The sequence below is a fragment of the Micromonospora sp. WMMA1947 genome, from assembly GCF_027497355.1.
Lineage (GTDB): Bacteria > Actinomycetota > Actinomycetes > Mycobacteriales > Micromonosporaceae > Micromonospora.
Genome location: NZ_CP114909.1, coordinates 3,808,975 through 3,824,452, shown reverse-complemented (window position 1 = coordinate 3,824,452; position 15,478 = coordinate 3,808,975). Strand labels below are relative to the sequence as shown.

The 15,478-nt window shown below is 74.7% G+C and carries 15 protein-coding genes and 1 pseudogene; 8 read left to right on the top strand and 8 right to left on the bottom strand.

What is annotated here, in order from left to right; translation table 11 throughout:
• Positions 1-85 precede the first annotated feature (85 nt).
• A complete protein-coding gene (locus O7604_RS18390; protein WP_269704935.1) occupies positions 86-361 on the top strand; it encodes a hypothetical protein in 276 nt (91 codons plus the stop codon).
• Here the strand turns inward: O7604_RS18390 and O7604_RS18385 are convergent.
• The 5 genes and pseudogenes from O7604_RS18385 to O7604_RS18365 all read right to left on the bottom strand — a co-directional run bounded on the left by O7604_RS18385 (position 354) and on the right by O7604_RS18365 (position 4,240).
• Positions 354-911, bottom strand: a complete 558-nt coding sequence (locus O7604_RS18385; RefSeq protein ID WP_281577206.1) for a Trp biosynthesis-associated membrane protein — start codon at positions 909-911, stop codon at positions 354-356. The genes O7604_RS18390 and O7604_RS18385 overlap by 8 nt on opposite strands.
• Positions 908-2,461 (bottom strand): anthranilate synthase component I, encoded by a 1,554-nt coding sequence (locus O7604_RS18380; RefSeq protein ID WP_281577205.1) that lies wholly within the window; start codon positions 2,459-2,461, stop codon positions 908-910. Before O7604_RS18380 ends, O7604_RS18385 begins: the two co-directional genes overlap by 4 nt.
• Complete coding sequence (gene hisI / locus O7604_RS18375; RefSeq protein WP_269707052.1) at positions 2,458-2,871, bottom strand: phosphoribosyl-AMP cyclohydrolase; 414 nt, start codon at positions 2,869-2,871, stop codon at positions 2,458-2,460. The genes O7604_RS18380 and hisI overlap by 4 nt, the downstream gene beginning before the upstream one ends.
• 180 nt (positions 2,872-3,051) lie before the next feature.
• Positions 3,052-3,699 (bottom strand): annotated as a pseudogene (locus O7604_RS18370) (phosphoribosyl-AMP cyclohydrolase); the annotation flags it as partial.
• 151 nt (positions 3,700-3,850) lie between these two features.
• Positions 3,851-4,240 carry a MerR family transcriptional regulator gene (locus tag O7604_RS18365; RefSeq protein ID WP_051611426.1) on the bottom strand — a complete coding sequence of 130 codons (390 nt, stop codon included), beginning with the start codon at positions 4,238-4,240 and terminating at the stop codon, positions 3,851-3,853.
• Positions 4,241-4,350: 110 nt separating this feature from the next.
• Between O7604_RS18365 and O7604_RS18360 the strand changes: the two genes are divergently transcribed.
• Genes O7604_RS18360 through O7604_RS18350 form a run of 3 tightly spaced genes read left to right on the top strand, consistent with a single transcriptional unit; the run spans position 4,351 to position 6,418 of the window.
• Positions 4,351-5,073 (top strand): ABC transporter ATP-binding protein, encoded by a 723-nt coding sequence (locus O7604_RS18360; RefSeq protein WP_281577204.1) that lies wholly within the window; start codon positions 4,351-4,353, stop codon positions 5,071-5,073.
• A complete protein-coding gene (locus O7604_RS18355; RefSeq protein WP_269704931.1) occupies positions 5,070-5,825 on the top strand; it encodes an ABC transporter permease in 756 nt (251 codons plus the stop codon). Before O7604_RS18360 ends, O7604_RS18355 begins: the two co-directional genes overlap by 4 nt.
• Positions 5,822-6,418 (top strand): TetR family transcriptional regulator, encoded by a 597-nt coding sequence (locus tag O7604_RS18350; protein WP_269704930.1) that lies wholly within the window; start codon positions 5,822-5,824, stop codon positions 6,416-6,418. Before O7604_RS18355 ends, O7604_RS18350 begins: the two co-directional genes overlap by 4 nt.
• Positions 6,419-6,434: 16 nt before the next feature.
• Here O7604_RS18350 and O7604_RS18345 read toward each other — a convergent pair whose 3' ends face one another.
• Positions 6,435-7,166: a DUF2470 domain-containing protein gene (locus tag O7604_RS18345; RefSeq protein ID WP_269704929.1), complete on the bottom strand. Its 732-nt coding sequence runs from the start codon at positions 7,164-7,166 to the stop codon at positions 6,435-6,437.
• Between the two features lie 67 nt (positions 7,167-7,233).
• Between O7604_RS18345 and rpsD the strand changes: the two genes are divergently transcribed.
• Positions 7,234-7,842: a 30S ribosomal protein S4 gene (rpsD, locus tag O7604_RS18340; RefSeq protein ID WP_269704928.1), complete on the top strand. Its 609-nt coding sequence runs from the start codon at positions 7,234-7,236 to the stop codon at positions 7,840-7,842.
• Between the two features lie 80 nt (positions 7,843-7,922).
• On the opposite strand, the gene O7604_RS18335 is transcribed toward rpsD, so the two are convergent.
• Positions 7,923-9,698 (bottom strand): ABC transporter ATP-binding protein, encoded by a 1,776-nt coding sequence (locus O7604_RS18335; RefSeq protein WP_281577203.1) that lies wholly within the window; start codon positions 9,696-9,698, stop codon positions 7,923-7,925.
• Positions 9,695-11,569 (bottom strand): ABC transporter ATP-binding protein, encoded by a 1,875-nt coding sequence (locus O7604_RS18330; RefSeq protein ID WP_281577202.1) that lies wholly within the window; start codon positions 11,567-11,569, stop codon positions 9,695-9,697. The genes O7604_RS18335 and O7604_RS18330 overlap by 4 nt, the downstream gene beginning before the upstream one ends.
• Positions 11,570-11,762: 193 nt before the next feature.
• Between O7604_RS18330 and O7604_RS18325 the strand changes: the two genes are divergently transcribed.
• The 3 genes from O7604_RS18325 (at position 11,763) to O7604_RS18315 (ending at position 15,436) form a co-directional block, all read left to right on the top strand.
• Positions 11,763-12,392 (top strand): TIGR03085 family metal-binding protein, encoded by a 630-nt coding sequence (locus O7604_RS18325; RefSeq protein WP_281577201.1) that lies wholly within the window; start codon positions 11,763-11,765, stop codon positions 12,390-12,392.
• Positions 12,393-12,520: 128 nt separating this feature from the next.
• Positions 12,521-13,471, top strand: coding sequence for a terpene synthase (locus O7604_RS18320; RefSeq protein ID WP_281577200.1), 951 nt, complete (start codon positions 12,521-12,523; stop codon positions 13,469-13,471).
• 138 nt (positions 13,472-13,609) lie between these two features.
• Positions 13,610-15,436, top strand: a complete 1,827-nt coding sequence (locus tag O7604_RS18315; RefSeq protein ID WP_281577199.1) for a long-chain fatty acid--CoA ligase — start codon at positions 13,610-13,612, stop codon at positions 15,434-15,436.
• Positions 15,437-15,478 lie beyond the last annotated feature (42 nt).

The window sequence follows — 15,478 nt, the reverse complement described above, 5'->3', positions numbered from 1 at the left end:
AAACGTCCACCCGGAAGCATCGTCGTCGGGCACACTCGACGCCGGCGGCTGCCGACCGTCGCCAACGATCTCGTATGGGGTGACCATGAGCGCCAACGGGCCGACCCAGACCATCGGCTTGACCACCATCTCCCGTACCGTCGCCTCCCTCGCCGTCGGCGTGGTGCACACGCTGGAGCGCGCGACGGCCGGCGACGGCCGGATGCGGACCGCACGGGGCAACGCCTGGGAGGCGGTCTGCGCCGACCGGGCCCGCGCCGCCCACCGCCGCGAGCTGGAGCGGCTGGTGGCCGAGCTGACCGCCGCGCGGGCCGCGGCCCGGCAGCGGCGCGACGCCCGCGAGGCGCAGCCGGTCAGCTGACCGTCGGGTCCTCGCCCCGGTCCAGCGCGTCCCACGCGTCCCGGGTGCCACGCTCGACCGCCGGACGGCCGGGCTCGTCCGCCGGGGCGGATCGCCGCTCGTACCGGGCGCCCATCGCCGGCCAGCCGTCGCCGCGCAGCGCGGTGAAGGCGCCACCGGCCGCCAGGGCCAGGCCGCCGGCGAGCACCAGCACCGGCCACTGCCGGCTGACCCCCGCCTCGGTCAGGCCGATCCCGCCGCCGACCGCCACGGCCACGCCGACGGCGGCCAGCAGCAGACCCAGCAGACGGCGCAGCCGGCCCCGGGTGGCGAGCACCGCGCCACCGCCGGCGAGTCCCACGTAGGTCAGCGCCAGCACCCAGGGCAGCAGGTCCGTACCGGTGCGCTCGGCCCGCCCGGACGGCAGTGACCCCCGGGCCGTCGCCTCCACCGCCCAGGTCCGGGTGACCGCCCAGCAGGCCAGGCCCGCGCCGGCCAGGCAGAGCAGCACCGCGTACGCGAGTTCGCGCCGGCCGCGGGCCGGCGGCGCGGTGGTGCCGGGCGCGCTCACCGGGCCGCCCGCAGCGTCTCGGCGGCCGCGATGGCGGCGAGCACGGCGGCGGCCTTGCTGCGCGTCTCCCGGTCCTCGGCGCCGGGGTCGGAATCGGCCACGATCCCGGCGCCGGCCTGCACGTAGGCGCGGCCGTCGCGGATCAGCGCCGTGCGGATCGCGATGGCCATGTCCAGGTCGCCGCCGAACGCGAAGTAGCCGACGGTGCCGCCGTAGACGCCGCGCCGCACCGGCTCCAGCTCCTCGATGATCTCCATGGCGCGCACCTTCGGCGCGCCGCTGAGCGTCCCGGCCGGGAACGTCGCGGCGAGCGCGTCGAACGCGGTGCGGTCCTCGCGCAGTTCCCCGACGACTGTGGAGACGATGTGCATGACGTGGCTGTAGCGCTCGATGGTGGCGAACTCGGGCACCTCGACAGTGCCCGGCCGGCACACCCGGCCCAAGTCGTTGCGGCCCAGGTCGACGAGCATCACGTGCTCGGCGCGTTCCTTCGGGTCGGCGAGCAGCTCGGCGGCGAGCCGGGCGTCGCCGTCCGGGGAGCCGCCGCGCGGCCGGGTGCCGGCGATCGGGTGCAGCAGCGCCCGCCGCCGCCCGTCCGGGCCGGCGCTGACCTTGAGGTGCGCCTCCGGCGACGAGCCGACGATGTCGAAGCCGTCGAAGCGCAGCAGGTACATGTACGGGCTGGGGTTCGTGGTGCGCAGCACCCGGTAGACGTCGAGCGGGTCGGCCTCGGTGGGACGCTCGAAGCGCTGGCTGAGCACGATCTGGAAGCACTCGCCGGCCCGGATCGCCTCCTTGGCCGTCTCCACCGCCTTCGGGTAGCCGCCCTCGGGGGTGCGGCTGACCACCTCGCCGACGCCGGGCCGGTCCACTGTCGAGACCATGGGCGGAATCGGCCGGGACAGCGCGGTGGTCATCGCGTCGAGCCGGCCCACGGCGTGGTGGTACGCGGCGTCGACCCGCTCCGCCCGGCCGGGGTCGTCCAGCGGCGGCAGCACGGCGTTGGCGACCAGGATCGCGGAGCCCTCGTAGTGGTCGAGGACCACCAGGTCGGTCGCGAGCATCATGCCCAGCTCGGGCACGTCCAGCTCGTCCTCGGTCAGCTCGGGCAGGCGCTCGAAGCGGCGGACCAGGTCGTAGGCGAGGTAGCCGACCAGGCCGCCGGTCAGCGGCGGCATGTCACCGGCCGGATCCCAGCCGGGCCCGGCGAGCGCGGCGACCGTCTCGCGCAGCACGGTGACCGGGTCGCCGCCGGTGGGCACGCCGGCCGGCGGGGTGCCGGTCCAGCTCGCCGCGCCGTCGCGCTCGGTCAGCGTGGCGCTGCTGCGCACGCCGATGAACGAGTAGCGCGACCAGGCCGTGCCGGCCGAGCCGACGCCCTGCTCGGCGGACTCCAGCAGGAACGTGCCGGGGCCGCCGGCCAGCTTGCGGTAGACCCCGACCGGCGTCTCCGCGTCGGCGAGCAGCCGCCGGGTCACCGGCACGACCCGCCAGCGGGCGGCCAGGTCGGCGAAGGTGGACCGGTCCGGGCTGACGGTGCCGTCGGTCACGGGGTCACCTCCGGGGAGCTGACCGGCAGGTCGGTGAAGAAGCAGGTGCGCTGCCCGGTGTGGCAGGCCGCCCCGACCTGCTCGACGCTGACCAGCAGCGCGTCGCCGTCGCAGTCGAGCGCCACCGAGCGCACGTACTGGTGGTTGCCCGAGGTGGCGCCCTTGACCCAGTACTCGCCGCGGCTGCGCGACCAGTAGGTGGCCCGGCCGGTGGTGAGCGTGCGGTGCAGCGCCTCGTCGTCCATCCAGGCGACCATCAGCACCTCGCCCGAGTCGTGGGCGCGGACCACGGCGGCGACCAGGCCGTCCGGGGTGCGGCGGAGCTTCGCCGCGATGGCCGGGTCGAGCCGGGACGGCCGGGCCGGGCCGGGACTGGGGGCGCCGGTCAGCGGCGCGTCAGGGGCGGGCACGGTTGACCATTCTCCCGCACGCGGCCCGGGTACCGCCGACGTGTCCCGGGAGGCGGGCGTCACTGTCGCCAGCGCCCGGCCGAACTGACCGAGGTAGCGGTCCACCCGGCCGTCGACGAGCGCCTCGGCCAGGTCCGCGCCGTGGGTGGCGGCGATCTCGTCCGCGTACGGGCGGACCAGCGGGAGGATGCCGGTGACCAGCCGTCCGGCGGCGGCGCCGACCTCGGCCGGGTCACCGGCGCGCAGCCCGAGGCAGAGCAGCATGTCGTCGCGGTAGCCGGGCGGGGCGACCGGCAGGTCCAGCGCGGCGGACAGGGCGGCGCGGCGGGACACCACGCGCACCGACGGGTTGGCCGGCCGCAGCACCGAGGGGCAGAGCCGGGCCAGGTCGGCCGCCGCGAGCCGGACCCCGGCCGGGTCGTCGGCCGCCCGGGCCGCGGCGACCTTGCCCAGCGTCGCGATCAGCTCCTCCAGGCGCGGCTCGTCGGCGGGCTGGCAGAGCACCGGCAGGTCGATCCGGCGGCGCCACTCCGGCACCGCCCACAGCAGCCGGGCGGGCGCGGTGACCGGGAGCCCGAACGCCCAGTCGGCGGGCTGGCCCAGGCGGCGCACCCAGGAGCGGATGTCGCGGGCGGCCACCGACACGTGCACGAGGCGGCCGCCGAACTCGGCCAGGTACGCCCGGCGGGCCGCGTACGGCGTGCCGCGGCGGGACGTGGACCGCCGGTGCCCCGCGGCGGCGCGTCCCTCGTCGGCGGCCACCAGCACGTCCACGTCGACGTCGCTGTGCTCGGTGGCGGCCCGGCGGGCGTGGCTGCCGCGCAGCATGATCCCGACGACCGGCCGGTCGGCGGCCTGCCGCAGCCGGGCGGCCCAGTCGTCGAGGAACCCGGTGTCGGACAACGAAGCTGGGCCCACGACGCCATGCTGCCGAGACCCGATCTTCCGGTGCCGGACTCCCTGTCCGCCACCGGGGCGGTCAGCCCGACTCCTCCTCCGCCCGGCGGTATGCGTCGATCTTGTACTCGAGGACCTTCAGGTCCTCCTCCAGTTCGGCCATCCGGGCCAGCACCCGGGCCCGGTGCGCCTCGAACAGCGCCCGTCGCGCGCCGAGCGTGCTGTCCCCGTGCCGGGCCAGCTCCGCGTAGCGGCGCATGTCGCGGACCGGCATGCCGGTCCGCCGCAGCCGGGTGAGCAGGAACAGCCAGTTGACGTCGGACTCGGTGTAGCGCCGGCGGCCCGACGAATCCCGCCCGACGCGACCCACCAGGCCCTCCTGCTCGTACCAGCGCAGCGTGTAGGTGGTCAGGCCGACCCGTTCCGCCGCCTCACCCACGGTGAGGCTCATCTCCCGCGTGCTGATGTCCACGCCCTCCAGGCTTCCAGTTCGAGCCCACTCGAAGTCAAGTCCCTCGTTGCCGTGGCGGAGGAATTCACCTACCGTTGAGTTCAACGGGTGATGAATTGACGGAGGCGAGCATGGACGACGCGGTGTCGGTCCGCGAGCTGGTGGTCGACCGGGGCGGGCGGCGGGTGCTGCACGGCATCAGCTGCGAGGTGCCCCGGGGCACCGTGACCGGACTGCTCGGGCCCAGCGGCAGCGGCAAGACCACGCTGATGCGGGCGGTGGTCGGCGTGCAGACGGTCGGTTCCGGCACCGTCGACGTGCTCGGCCGCCCGGCGGGCTCGGCCGAGCTGCGCCGCCGGGTGGGTTATCTGACGCAGGCGCCGAGCGTCTACGCCGACCTGACGGTGCGGGAGAACGCCCGCTACTTCGCGGTGCTGCAGGGCCGGGGCCGCGCCGAGGCCGACCGCGCGGTGACCGACGTCGGCCTCGGCAAGGCGGCCGACCAGCTCGTCGGCACGCTCTCCGGCGGCCAGCGCAGCCGCGCCTCGCTCGCGTGCGCGCTGGTCGGCGAGCCGGAGCTGGTGGTGCTCGACGAACCCACAGTCGGCCAGGACCCGGTGCTGCGCGCCGACCTGTGGGCCCGGTTCCACGCCATGGCCGCGGCCGGCACCACGCTGCTGGTCTCCAGCCACATGATGGACGAGGCCGCCCGCTGCGACCGGCTGCTGCTGATCCGCGAGGGCCGGCTGGTCGCCGACGACACCCCGGCCGCGGTCCGCGCGGCCACCGGCACCGACGACCTGGAGGAGGCGTTCCTGCGCCTGATCCGCGACGCCGAGGGAGAGGCGCGATGAACGGACCGATCCTGGCCGCCACCACCGGGCGCATCCTGCGTCAGCTCCGCCACGACCGGCGGACCGTGGCGCTGCTCGTGCTGGTGCCGTCGGTGCTGCTCACGCTCGTCTACTTCATGTACGTCGACCAGCCCGCCCCGCCCGGCGCGCCGAGCACGTTCGACCGGGTGGCCCTGATCATGCTGGGTTTCTTCCCGTTCATCATCATGTTCCTCGTGACCAGCATCGCCATGCTCCGCGAACGCACCACGGGCACGCTGGAGCGCCTGCTCACCACGCCGCTGGGCAAGCTCGACCTGCTGTTCGGGTACGGCATCGCGTTCGGCCTGGCCGGGGTGCTCCAGTCCACAGTCGCCTCGGTCGTCGCGTACCGGGTGTTCGGTCTGGAGACTGCGGGCAGCGCGTGGCTGGTCGTGCTGATCGCCGGGGTGAACGCGGTACTGGCGGTGGCGCTCGGGCTGTTCTGCTCGGCGTTCGCCCGCACCGAGTTCCAGGCGGTTCAGTTCATGCCGGTGGTGGTGGCCCCGCAACTGCTGCTGTGCGGCCTGTTCGTGCCCCGCGACCAGATGGCCGGCTGGCTGCAGGCGGTCAGCGACGCGCTGCCGCTGTCGTACGCGGTCGAGGCGTTGCAGGAGGTCGGCGCGCACGCCGAGCCGACCGGAACGATGTGGCGGGACGTGGCGATCGTGGCCGGGGCGGCGGTGGCGGCGCTGGTGCTGGCCGCCGCGACGCTGCGCCGGCGCAGCGGGTGAGCGCGCGGCGCACCGGGCGGCGGCCCGGCAGCCCGGACACCCGCGAGGCCATCCTCGCCGCGGCGCGGGAGGCGTTCGCCGAGCGTGGCTACGACGCCGCGTCGATCCGGGCGATCGCCGCGGCGGCCGGCGTGGACCCGGCGCTCGTGCACCACTACTTCGGCGGCAAGGAGGATCTGTTCCGGGCCGCGACGGCGTTCCCGGCCGACCCGGGACGGCTGCTGCCGGCGGTGCTCGCCGGCGGCGCGGACGGGCTCGGCGAGCGGATGGTCCGGATGTTCCTGGAGGTCTGGGACTCCCCCACCGGCACGGCCGCGGTGGCGCTGCTGCGTTCGGCGGTGAGCAACGAGTGGACCGCCCGGCTGCTGCGCGAGTTCCTGGTCACGCAGGTGCTGCGCCGGGTGTTCGACCATCTCGGCGTCGACCCGGAGCAGCGCGCGCTGCGCGGCGGCCTGGTCGCCACCCAGCTCGCCGGGCTGGCCATGATGCGGTACGTGCTCCGCCTCGACGCGGTCGCGACCGCCGAACCGGCGACGCTGGTGGCAGCCATCGGTCCCACGGTCCAGCGCTACCTCACCGGCGACGTCACCTGAGGCGTCCGCGCCCGGCTCAGGCCGCCGCCCGGGGGCAGAGCATCGGGTGCAGCAGGCGGGACAGCTCCGCCACGTCGGCGACCGGCCGGGGGAAGGCGAGCCGGGCCCGCCGGGTCGCGCCGGGCCGCCCGTGCGCGACCAGCAGGCCGTACCTGTCGATCCGGACCACCCGCGGCACCTGGTCGCCGGTGAGGTGAAGCCGCCGCCGCAGGTAGTCGCCGACCTGTTCGGCGTGGTGGTCGGCCAGGTCGGCCAGCAGACCGGCCTCGACCGGGTGCAGCGGGTCCGGTTCGGCCTCCGCGAACGCCTCGGGGTCGATCCGGCGTACCCGCCCGGCGCGTTCCCAGCGGGCCTCGGCCACCTCGAAACGGTGCAGGTGGAACCGGCTGCCCACGTCGAGCAGGTCGCCGACCGGGTCGATGGCGGCGAAGTCGACAGCCGCGTCGCGCGCCGCGTCGCCGTCCAGCCGCGTCGCCCAGCCGGACACCCAGGCCCGGCCGAGTGAGGGCGCCCCGGCCGCGGGCGGCAGGTCGAGCACGTCGAGCACCGTGGCCACGTCGGCGTCGCCCGCCGGCGGCACGAGCGCCGCGGCGAGGTCACTGACCACGGGTACGAGCAGCAGCACCCGCCCGTCGGCGTCGACGGCGTGCCGGGCCTGGTGCGGGCCGGGGTGCCGGGCCAGGTGGACGAGGGCGGGCAACCGGCCCGCGACCAGGGTTCGCACGATCTCCGCCGGGCTGGGCCGCATGATCCCGACCTCCTTTAGCTAGGTTAGGCTTACCTAAGAAGCAGGCTAGACGATCGGAGACGTCGACGTGAACCACCCCCGGCCCAAGGCACGGCTCTCCCGCGCCCTCGGCATCCCGCTGACCCGCAAGTGCGTGCGGTACTTCGAGCGGCGCCCCTACCCGCCGGGCGTGCACGGCCGGTCCCGCCGCACCACCTCCGACTACCAGGTGCGGCTGCTGGAGAAGCAGCGGCTGCGCCACCAGTACAACGTCAGCGAGGCCCAGCTGCGCCGGCTGTTCGACGAGGCCGCCCGGGCCGCCGGCAGGACCGGCGACACGCTCGTCGCGCTCCTGGAACGGCGCCTCGACGCGGTGGTGCTGCGGGCCGGGCTGGCGCGCAGCATCTACCAGGCCCGCCAGCTCGTCGGGCACGGCCACATCACCGTCGACGGGCGCAAGGTCGACCGGCCGTCGTACCGGCTGCGGCCCGGCCAGGTGGTCGGGGTACGCGAGCGCAGCCGCGCGCTGCCGCCGTTCCAGCTCGCCGCCGCCGGCGCGCACGCCGACGCGCAGCCCCGGCCGTACCTGTCGGTGCAGCCGGCCGAGCTGCGCGCCACGCTGGTACGCGAACCGGCCCGGCACGAGGTGCCGGTGGTGTGCGACGAGCAGCTGGTGGTGGAGTTCTACTCCCGCTGACCGGTCAGCGGGTCTGCTCCAGCCCTGGCGGACCCGCCAAGATCAGCGGGTCTGCTCCAGCCCTGGCGGACCCGCCAAGATCAGCGGGTCTGCTCCAGCCAGGAGGCGTACAGCAGCGCGTAGACCGAGTCGGTGTCGCGGACCAGTTCCTCGTGCGGGCCGCGCTGCACGATCCGGCCCCGGTCCACCACGATCACCTCGTCCGCCGCCTGCGCGGTGGACAGCCGGTGCGCGATGGCCAGCGTGGTCCGGCCCCGGGTCACCGCGTCCAGGGTCCGTTGCAGGCGGACCTCGGTGGCCGGGTCGACGGCGCTCGTCGCCTCGTCCAGCACCAGCAGGTCCGGGTCCGCGACGTACGCCCGCGCCAGCGCCACGAGCTGCCGCTCGCCGACGCTGAGCGCCTCTCCGCGCTCACCGACCGGCGTGTCCAGCCCGGACGGCAGGCCGTCCAGCCAGTCGGAGAGGCCCAGCTCGGCGAAGGCGGCGGTGAGCCGCTCGTCGGTCAGGTCGGGGCGGGCGAAGCGGACGTTCTCCCCGACCGTGGCGTCGAACAGGAAGCCGTCCTGCGGCACCATGACCACCCGGGAGCGCAGCGAGTCGAAGCGCACCTGCCGCAGGTCGACCCCGGAGAGCAGCACCGCGCCCTCGGTCGGGTCCATCAGCCGGGTGAGCAGCTTGGCGAACGTGGTCTTGCCGCTGCCGGTCTCGCCCACCACCGCCACCCGGCTCTTGGCCGGGATGTCCAGCGTCACGTCGTGCAGCACCGGCGGCCCGCCCGGGTAGGCGAACGTCACCCCGGCGAACCGGGCGTCCAGCGGCCCCGGCGGCAGCTCCCGGCCCTGCTCGCCGGGGTCGGCCACGTCCGGGGAGACGTCCAGCACGTCCAGCACCCGGCGCCAGCCGGCGATCGCGTTCTGCGCCTCGTTGAGGACCTCGGTGGCGATCTGCACCGGCTGGATGAACAGCGTGACCAGGAACAGGAACGCCGTCAGCTGGCCGATCGACAGCGTGCCGCCGACGCCCAGGCTGACCCCGACCACCACCACGCCGGCCAGCGCCAGCCCGGCCGCCAGCTCCCCCACCGAGCTGCCCATGATGCTGATCCGGATCGCCCGCTGCTGGGCCACCCGCTGCCCGTCGATGGCCGTGTCCAGCCGCCGCGCGGTGCGCCCGGCGATGCCGTACGCCCGGATCACCGGCGCGCCCACCACGCTCTCGCCGATCGCGCCGAGCAGCGTGCCGGTGCGCTGCCGCACCAGGCCGTAGGCCCCGGCGAGGCGCTGCTGCAACTGCCGGATCACCAGCACCGCGGGCGCGAACGCGACGAGCACCACGAGCGTCAACTGCCAGGAGTACGCGAGCATCACCGCTGTGGTCACCAGCAGCTGGCCCAGGTTGACGATCAGGATCACGCCGCCCCACTGGAGGAACTGGGTGATCTGGTCGACGTCGCTGGTGACCCGGGAGACCAGCGAGCCGCGCCGCTCGGACTGCTGGTGCAGCATGGACAGGTCGTGCACGTGCCGGAACGCCCGGGTTCGCACCCCGGCCAGCGCGGTCTCGCTGACGGTGAACAGCCGGCGCATCATCAGGTACCCGCAGGCGGTGGTGACCACCAGCACCCCGGCGGTGATGGCCACGGTGAGCGAGATGACGTTCAGGTCGAGCCCGCCGACGATGCCGTGGTCGATGCCGCGCTGCACCGCCACCGGCACGGCCACCCGGCCGACCATGTAGACAAGCGCCAGCGCGATCGTGCCGGCGAGACCGGTGCGCAGCTCCGGGGAGAGCGCCAGCCCGCGCCGCAGCGTCCGCCAGGTCGACTCGGCCCGCTCCTCATTGGCGACACTGCTCACCGGTCCACCTCGATCTCCAGGCCCGAGGGCAACGGCGTGACCTCGTCGTACGTCCGATTCTGCTCGCGTTCCTGCTCGGCCTGCTCGTACGCGGTGACCAGGTCGGCGTAGCCGGGCACGGCGGCCAGCAGCTCGGTGTGGGTGCCGCGGGCGACCACCCGGCCCTGCTCCACGTAGATCACCTCGTCGGCGAGCGCGATGGTGGCCCGGCGGTACGCCACCACCAGGATCGATGCCGGGGCGCCGCCGTCGGCGGGCGCGCGCAGCCCGGCCAGGATGGCCGCCTCGACGCGCGGGTCGACAGCGCTGGTGGCGTCGTCGAGCACCAGCAGCCGGGGCCGCCCGGCGAGCGCCCGGGCCAGCGTCAGCCGCTGACGCTGCCCGCCGGACAGCGACGTGCCCCGCTCGCCGACCATGGTGTCGAGTCCGTCCGGCAGCGCGGCCACGAAGCCGTCCGCCTCGGCCAGCCGCAGCGCCGCCCACACCTCGTCGTCGCCGATGCCGGCGCGGTCGAGCGCGATGTTGGCCCGGACCGTGTCGTCGAAGACGAACGGCACCTGCGCCACCAGCGCCACGGTGCCGGCGAGCGAGGCGGCGGTCAGGTCCCGCACGTCCACGCCGTCCAGGGTGACCCGCCCGGCGCCCGGGTCGACCAGGCGTACGGCGAGCGACGCGATCGTCGACTTGCCCGCGCCGGTGGGGCCGACCAGGGCGACCGTCTTCCCGGCCGGCACGGTGAACGTCACCTCGCCGAGCACCTGGGCGCCGGGCAGGTGCGCCTCGGCCGGCTCGTACGCGAAGTGCACGTCGTCGAAGGCGAGCGTGGCCGGCTCCCGGGTGGCCGGGTCGAGCGTCGTCGTGCCGTACGGCATCTCGCCGGTGGCGTCGAGCACCCGGCGGACGCGGTCCCACCCGGCGACGCTGCGCGGCAGCTCGGCCAGCACCCAGCCGATCGCGCGTACCGGGAAGGCCAGCACGGTGAACAGGAACGCGACGCTGACCAGCTCGGTCACGCTGATCGCGCCCTGCCGCAGCCGGATCGCGCCGACCACCAGCACGGCGAGCGTGCCGAGGCTGGGCAGCGTCTCCAGCATCGGGTCGAACACGCCGCGCAGCCGGCCGACCGAGATCAGCGCGTCGCGCAGCTCACCGGCGCGGGCGGCGAAGCGGGCCGTCTCCTGGGCCTCGCGGCCCATCGTCTTGACCACCAGCGCGCCGTCGAAGCTCTCGTGCGCGATGCCGCTGACCTCGGCGCGCAGCCGCTGCGCCCGGGCCTGCCGGGGCGCCATCCGGCGGGAGTAGACCACGTTGAGCGCGAACAGCGCGGGGAACACCGCGAGGCCGACCAGGGCCAGCGCCCAGTCGGTGAAGAACAGCGACGCCACCGCGCCGACCAGCATCACCAGCGTGCCGACCGCGAACGGCAGCGGCGCGATCGGGTACCAGGCGGCCTCCACGTCGGAGTTGGCGTTCGACAGCAGCGTGCCGGTGGAGTTGCGGTGGTGCCAGGCCAGCGGCAGTTCCAGGTAGCGGCGGGTGACCCGGCGGCGGTAGGCGGCCTGGAGCCGGTACTGCATGTAGCCGGCGCCGAGCCGGCGACCGAAGATGCCGACCACCCGCAGCACGCTGATGCCGAACAGCGCGGCCGCGGCGAGCGCCAGTGCCCCGCTCGCCACCTCGCCGCGCTCCACCGCCGGCACGACCACGTCGCCGACCACCGCGCCGACCACGTACGCGCTGGCGATCACCAGGAGGCCGAACAGCACGCTGCCGCTGACCGCGACCGCGAAGATCCGTGGCTGCTCCCGGATGGCCCGGCCGAGCACCCGTAGCCCCCTGCCGAGCACGTCCCGACTTGTCCCGCTCGCCACGCTCTCCCCCGCCGTAAGCCGCAGTTTTCTCCCCCATCCTTACCGCTCTCCGCCGGTCCCGCCGACCCGGCCCGGATATGTCCGCCGTCACGTTCCCGCCGGACCTGGCCCGGGGGCGGCCGGGAGCGGTCCGGCGGCGCGATCCCGCCGGGCGTGGCGCGCCGATCGGCCGGGACGGGCCTACGATCGGGTCATGCCGCGGTACGCCCGAGCGGAGCGCGAGGCGCTCGCCGACCTGATGCTGGAACTGGGACCGGACGCACCGACTGTGAACGAGGGGTGGAGCACCCGTGACCTGGCGGCGCACCTGCTGGTGCGGGAGCGCCGGCCGGACGCGGCGGGCGGGATCCTGCTGCCCCCGCTGCGCGGCTACGGCGAGTCGGTTCGCAGGCGGATCGCCGCCGGGCCGTACGCCGACCTGATCGCCCGGGTACGCCGTCCCCCGGTGTGGAGCCCGGTGAGCAACCCGCTCACCGACGAGCTGGCGAACGGGATGGAGTTCTTCATCCACCACGAGGACGTCCGGCGCGCCCGGCCGGGCTGGCACCCGCGTGACCTGCCCGCCCGGCAGCAGGCGGTGCTGTGGAAGCGGGTGTCCCTGCTGGCCCGGATGGCGCTGCGGCGGTTCCCGGCCGAGGTGCTGGTGCAGGCGCCGGGGTACGGCGAACTGCGGGCCGGCGCCGGCGGCGAACGGCTGCGGCTGGTCGGCGCGCCGGGCGAGCTGGTGCTGTTCCTCACCGGACGGCAGCGGGTGGCCCGGGTCCAGGTGGACGGCCCGGCCGACCGCGCCGAGCGTCTGCGCACCGCCGAGCTGGGACTGTGACCGAGGGTGCGTAGCCGGTCACGTTCGCACTGTGGAAAGTGGACGGCCGGACTTCGATAACGGTTACGTCCTCCCGTACGCTCCTGCGCACCGGCCCGACCCCGCGGGGCGGCGGACAGGGGACGACGATGCGCGACTTCGCCCTCTCGGCACTGCACGAACCGCCCTTTCCCTCCCGGCGTCACGCCGCTGTCGACCTGGCGGCTGCGGAGAGCGCCGCCTGGGTACGAGACTTCGGTCTGGTGACGGACCAGGCCGGGCGCCGGCGCCTGGCCGGCGCGCACGCCGCCGACCTGGCCGCACGGGCCTGCCCCGAGGCGTCGCCGTCCGGCCTGCGCCTGCTCACCGACCTGATCAACTGGCTGTTCGTGGTGGACGACGCCTGCGACGACGACGGGCTGGGCGCGGCGCCGACGCTGCTGGCACCCACGCTGGCCGCCCTGCTGGCGGTGCTCGACCGGCACGGCGACCCGGAGGCGCCGGCGCCCGCCGACGGCGGGCCGATCGCCTTCGCGCTGCACGACCTGTGCCGGCGGGCCCGCGGCCGGGGCCGGCCGGCCTACCTGCTGCGTCTGGTCAGCCAGTTGCGGGAGTACCTGCTGGCGCTGCTCTGGGAGGCCGCCAACCGGGAGCGGCTGCGGGTGCCGGGGGTGGCCGAGTACACCCAGATGCGCCGCCACACCGGCGGCGTCCGCCCGAGTTTCACGGTGACCGACCTGGCCCGCCCGTCCGCGCCCAACGCCGACCAGCGCGTCGCGCCGGCGCTCACCGCGCTGGACGCTCTCGCCACGGACCTGATCTGCTGGTGCAACGACCTGTTCTCGTACGGCAAGGAGCGGGGCGCCGCCCCGGAGGCGCACAACCTGGTCACCACCATCGCGGGCGAGACCGGGCAGGACGAGTCGGCGGCGCTGCACGCGGCGGCGGACCGGTTCAACTCGGCCCTCGCCGCGTACGCCGAGCGGGACGCGGCGCTGAGCGCCGTCGCGGACGAGGGAATGCGGGCCTTCCTGGACACCCGCCGGGACTGGATCCGGGCCACCTACGACTGGTCCCGGGCGGCCAGCCGGTACGCCTGAACCGTTCCGGCAGGCGGGACCGGTGGCGACTCGGCCGATCGGGGCTAGCCGCTGGCCGGGTGCAGGCAATACCCTTCGGTAACCGCAGACCGGCGTGACCCCCGTCACGTCCCTCCACCCCTGAAGGCGGCTACAGCGATGGCTCTCGATGTACCGTACCGTTCCGTACCGGACATGTTCCTCAAGCGCGTGGCGGACTCCCCCGACCGGCACGCCTTCGCCCACCCCGCACCCGACGACTCGGGCCCGGTCTGGCTGACGTGGGAGCAGGTCGGGCAGCGCGCCAAGGCGATCGCCGCCGGGTTGCACGGGCTCGGTGTCGGCCTGGAGAACCCCGTGGCGATCCTGGCCAACACGCGCCTGGACTGGGTGCTCGCCGACTTCGGCATCATGTGCGCCGGTGGGGCCACCACCACCGTCTACCCCACCACCGAGCCCGACGACGCGGTCTACATCATCGCCGACTCCGGCTCGAAGGTGCTGTTCGCGGAGAACCCGGCCCAGGCGGCGAAGATCGCCGGCGCGGACCTGCCCGCACTGACCCACGTGGTGCTCTTCGACGGCACGCCCGACCCCGCGGCGGCCGTACCGCAGCTCACCCTGGCCGAGTTGGAGGAGCGCGGCGCGGCCGCGCTGAGCGCCGAGCCGAACCTGATCGACATGCTCGTCGCCGGCATCGGCCCGGACCACCTGGCCACGCTCATCTACACCTCGGGCACCACCGGCCGCCCGAAGGGCGTGGAGCTGCTGCACGGCGGCTGGTGCTGGGAGGGCGTGGCGCAGGCCGACCTGGGCCTGCTGCGCGTCGACGACCTGCAGTACCTCTGGCTGCCGCTGTCGCACTCGTTCGGCAAGACGCTGCTCTGCGGCGCCACCCACGTCGGCCTGCCCACGTACGTGGACGGCCGGGTGGACAAGCTCGTCGACCTGCTCGGCGTGGTGCAGCCGACGCTCATGTGCGGCGCGCCCCGGGTCTTCGAGAAGGTCTACAACAAGGCGGTCACCACCGCGCAGGGCGCGGGCGGCGCCAAGGCCAAGATCTTCGCCTGGGGCGTCGGGGTCGGCAAGGAGAAGGTCGCGCTGGAGCAGGCCGGCAAGCCGGTCCCGGCCGGGCTGCGGATGAAGTACGCGCTCGCCGAGAAGCTGGTGTTCAGCAAGCTCCAGGCGCGGCTCGGCGGCCGGATGCGGGTGCTGGTCTCCGGCGCGGCGCCGCTGAGCAAGGAGATCGCCACCTTCTTCGCCGCCGCCAACCTGCCTATCTCCGAGGGCTACGGGCTGACCGAGACCAGCGCGGGCGCGTTCGTGAACCCGCCCGACGGGCTGAAGATCGGCAGCGTGGGCCGGGCCATGGGCGACCTGGAGTGCCGGATCGACACCGACGGCGAGGTCCTGCTGCGCGGCAAGCCGGTCATGCGCGGCTACCACAACCTGCCGGAGGAGACCGCCGCCGCGTTCACCGAGGACGGCTTCTTCCGCACCGGCGACATCGGCACCCTCGACGACGAGGGCTACCTGCGCATCACCGACCGGAAGAAGGACCTGGTCAAGACGTCCGGCGGCAAGTACGTCGCGCCGTCGCACATCGAGGGCATGTTCAAGGCGGTGTGCCCGTACACCTCGCAGGCGGTGGTGATCGGGCAGGCGCGCAACTACTGCACCATGCTCGTCACGCTGGACCCGGACGCGATCAAGGGCTGGGCCGCCGGCACCCCGTTGGAGGGCAGCGACTACACCACGATCGTCACCTCGCCGCAGGCGCGGGAGATGGTCGAGGGGTACGTGGCCGAGCTGAACTCCAAGCTCAACCGCTGGGAGACGATCAAGAAGGTGACGATCCTCCCCCGCGACCTCACCATCGAGGACGGCGAGGTCACGCCGTCGCTGAAGATCAAGCGCCGCAGTGTGGAGACGAACTTCGCCTCCGAGATCGACAAGATGTACGAGGGCACGCTCGCCGAGCTGTAACCCGCACCGCCGTACTGTCGCGCCGGCCGTGCCCCACCGTCC

Coding starts and splice junctions, on each gene's coding strand:
- O7604_RS18390 (WP_269704935.1), top strand. CDS start 86: ATGAGCGCCAACGGGCCGACCCAGACCATCGGCTTGACCACCATCTCC.
- O7604_RS18360 (WP_281577204.1), top strand. CDS start 4,351: ATGGACGACGCGGTGTCGGTCCGCGAGCTGGTGGTCGACCGGGGCGGG.
- O7604_RS18355 (WP_269704931.1), top strand. CDS start 5,070: ATGAACGGACCGATCCTGGCCGCCACCACCGGGCGCATCCTGCGTCAG.
- O7604_RS18345 (WP_269704929.1), bottom strand. CDS start 7,166: ATGCGGCCCAGCCCGGCGGAGATCGTGCGAACCCTGGTCGCGGGCCGG.
- O7604_RS18325 (WP_281577201.1), top strand. CDS start 11,763: ATGCCGCGGTACGCCCGAGCGGAGCGCGAGGCGCTCGCCGACCTGATG.
- O7604_RS18320 (WP_281577200.1), top strand. CDS start 12,521: ATGCGCGACTTCGCCCTCTCGGCACTGCACGAACCGCCCTTTCCCTCC.
- O7604_RS18315 (WP_281577199.1), top strand. CDS start 13,610: ATGGCTCTCGATGTACCGTACCGTTCCGTACCGGACATGTTCCTCAAG.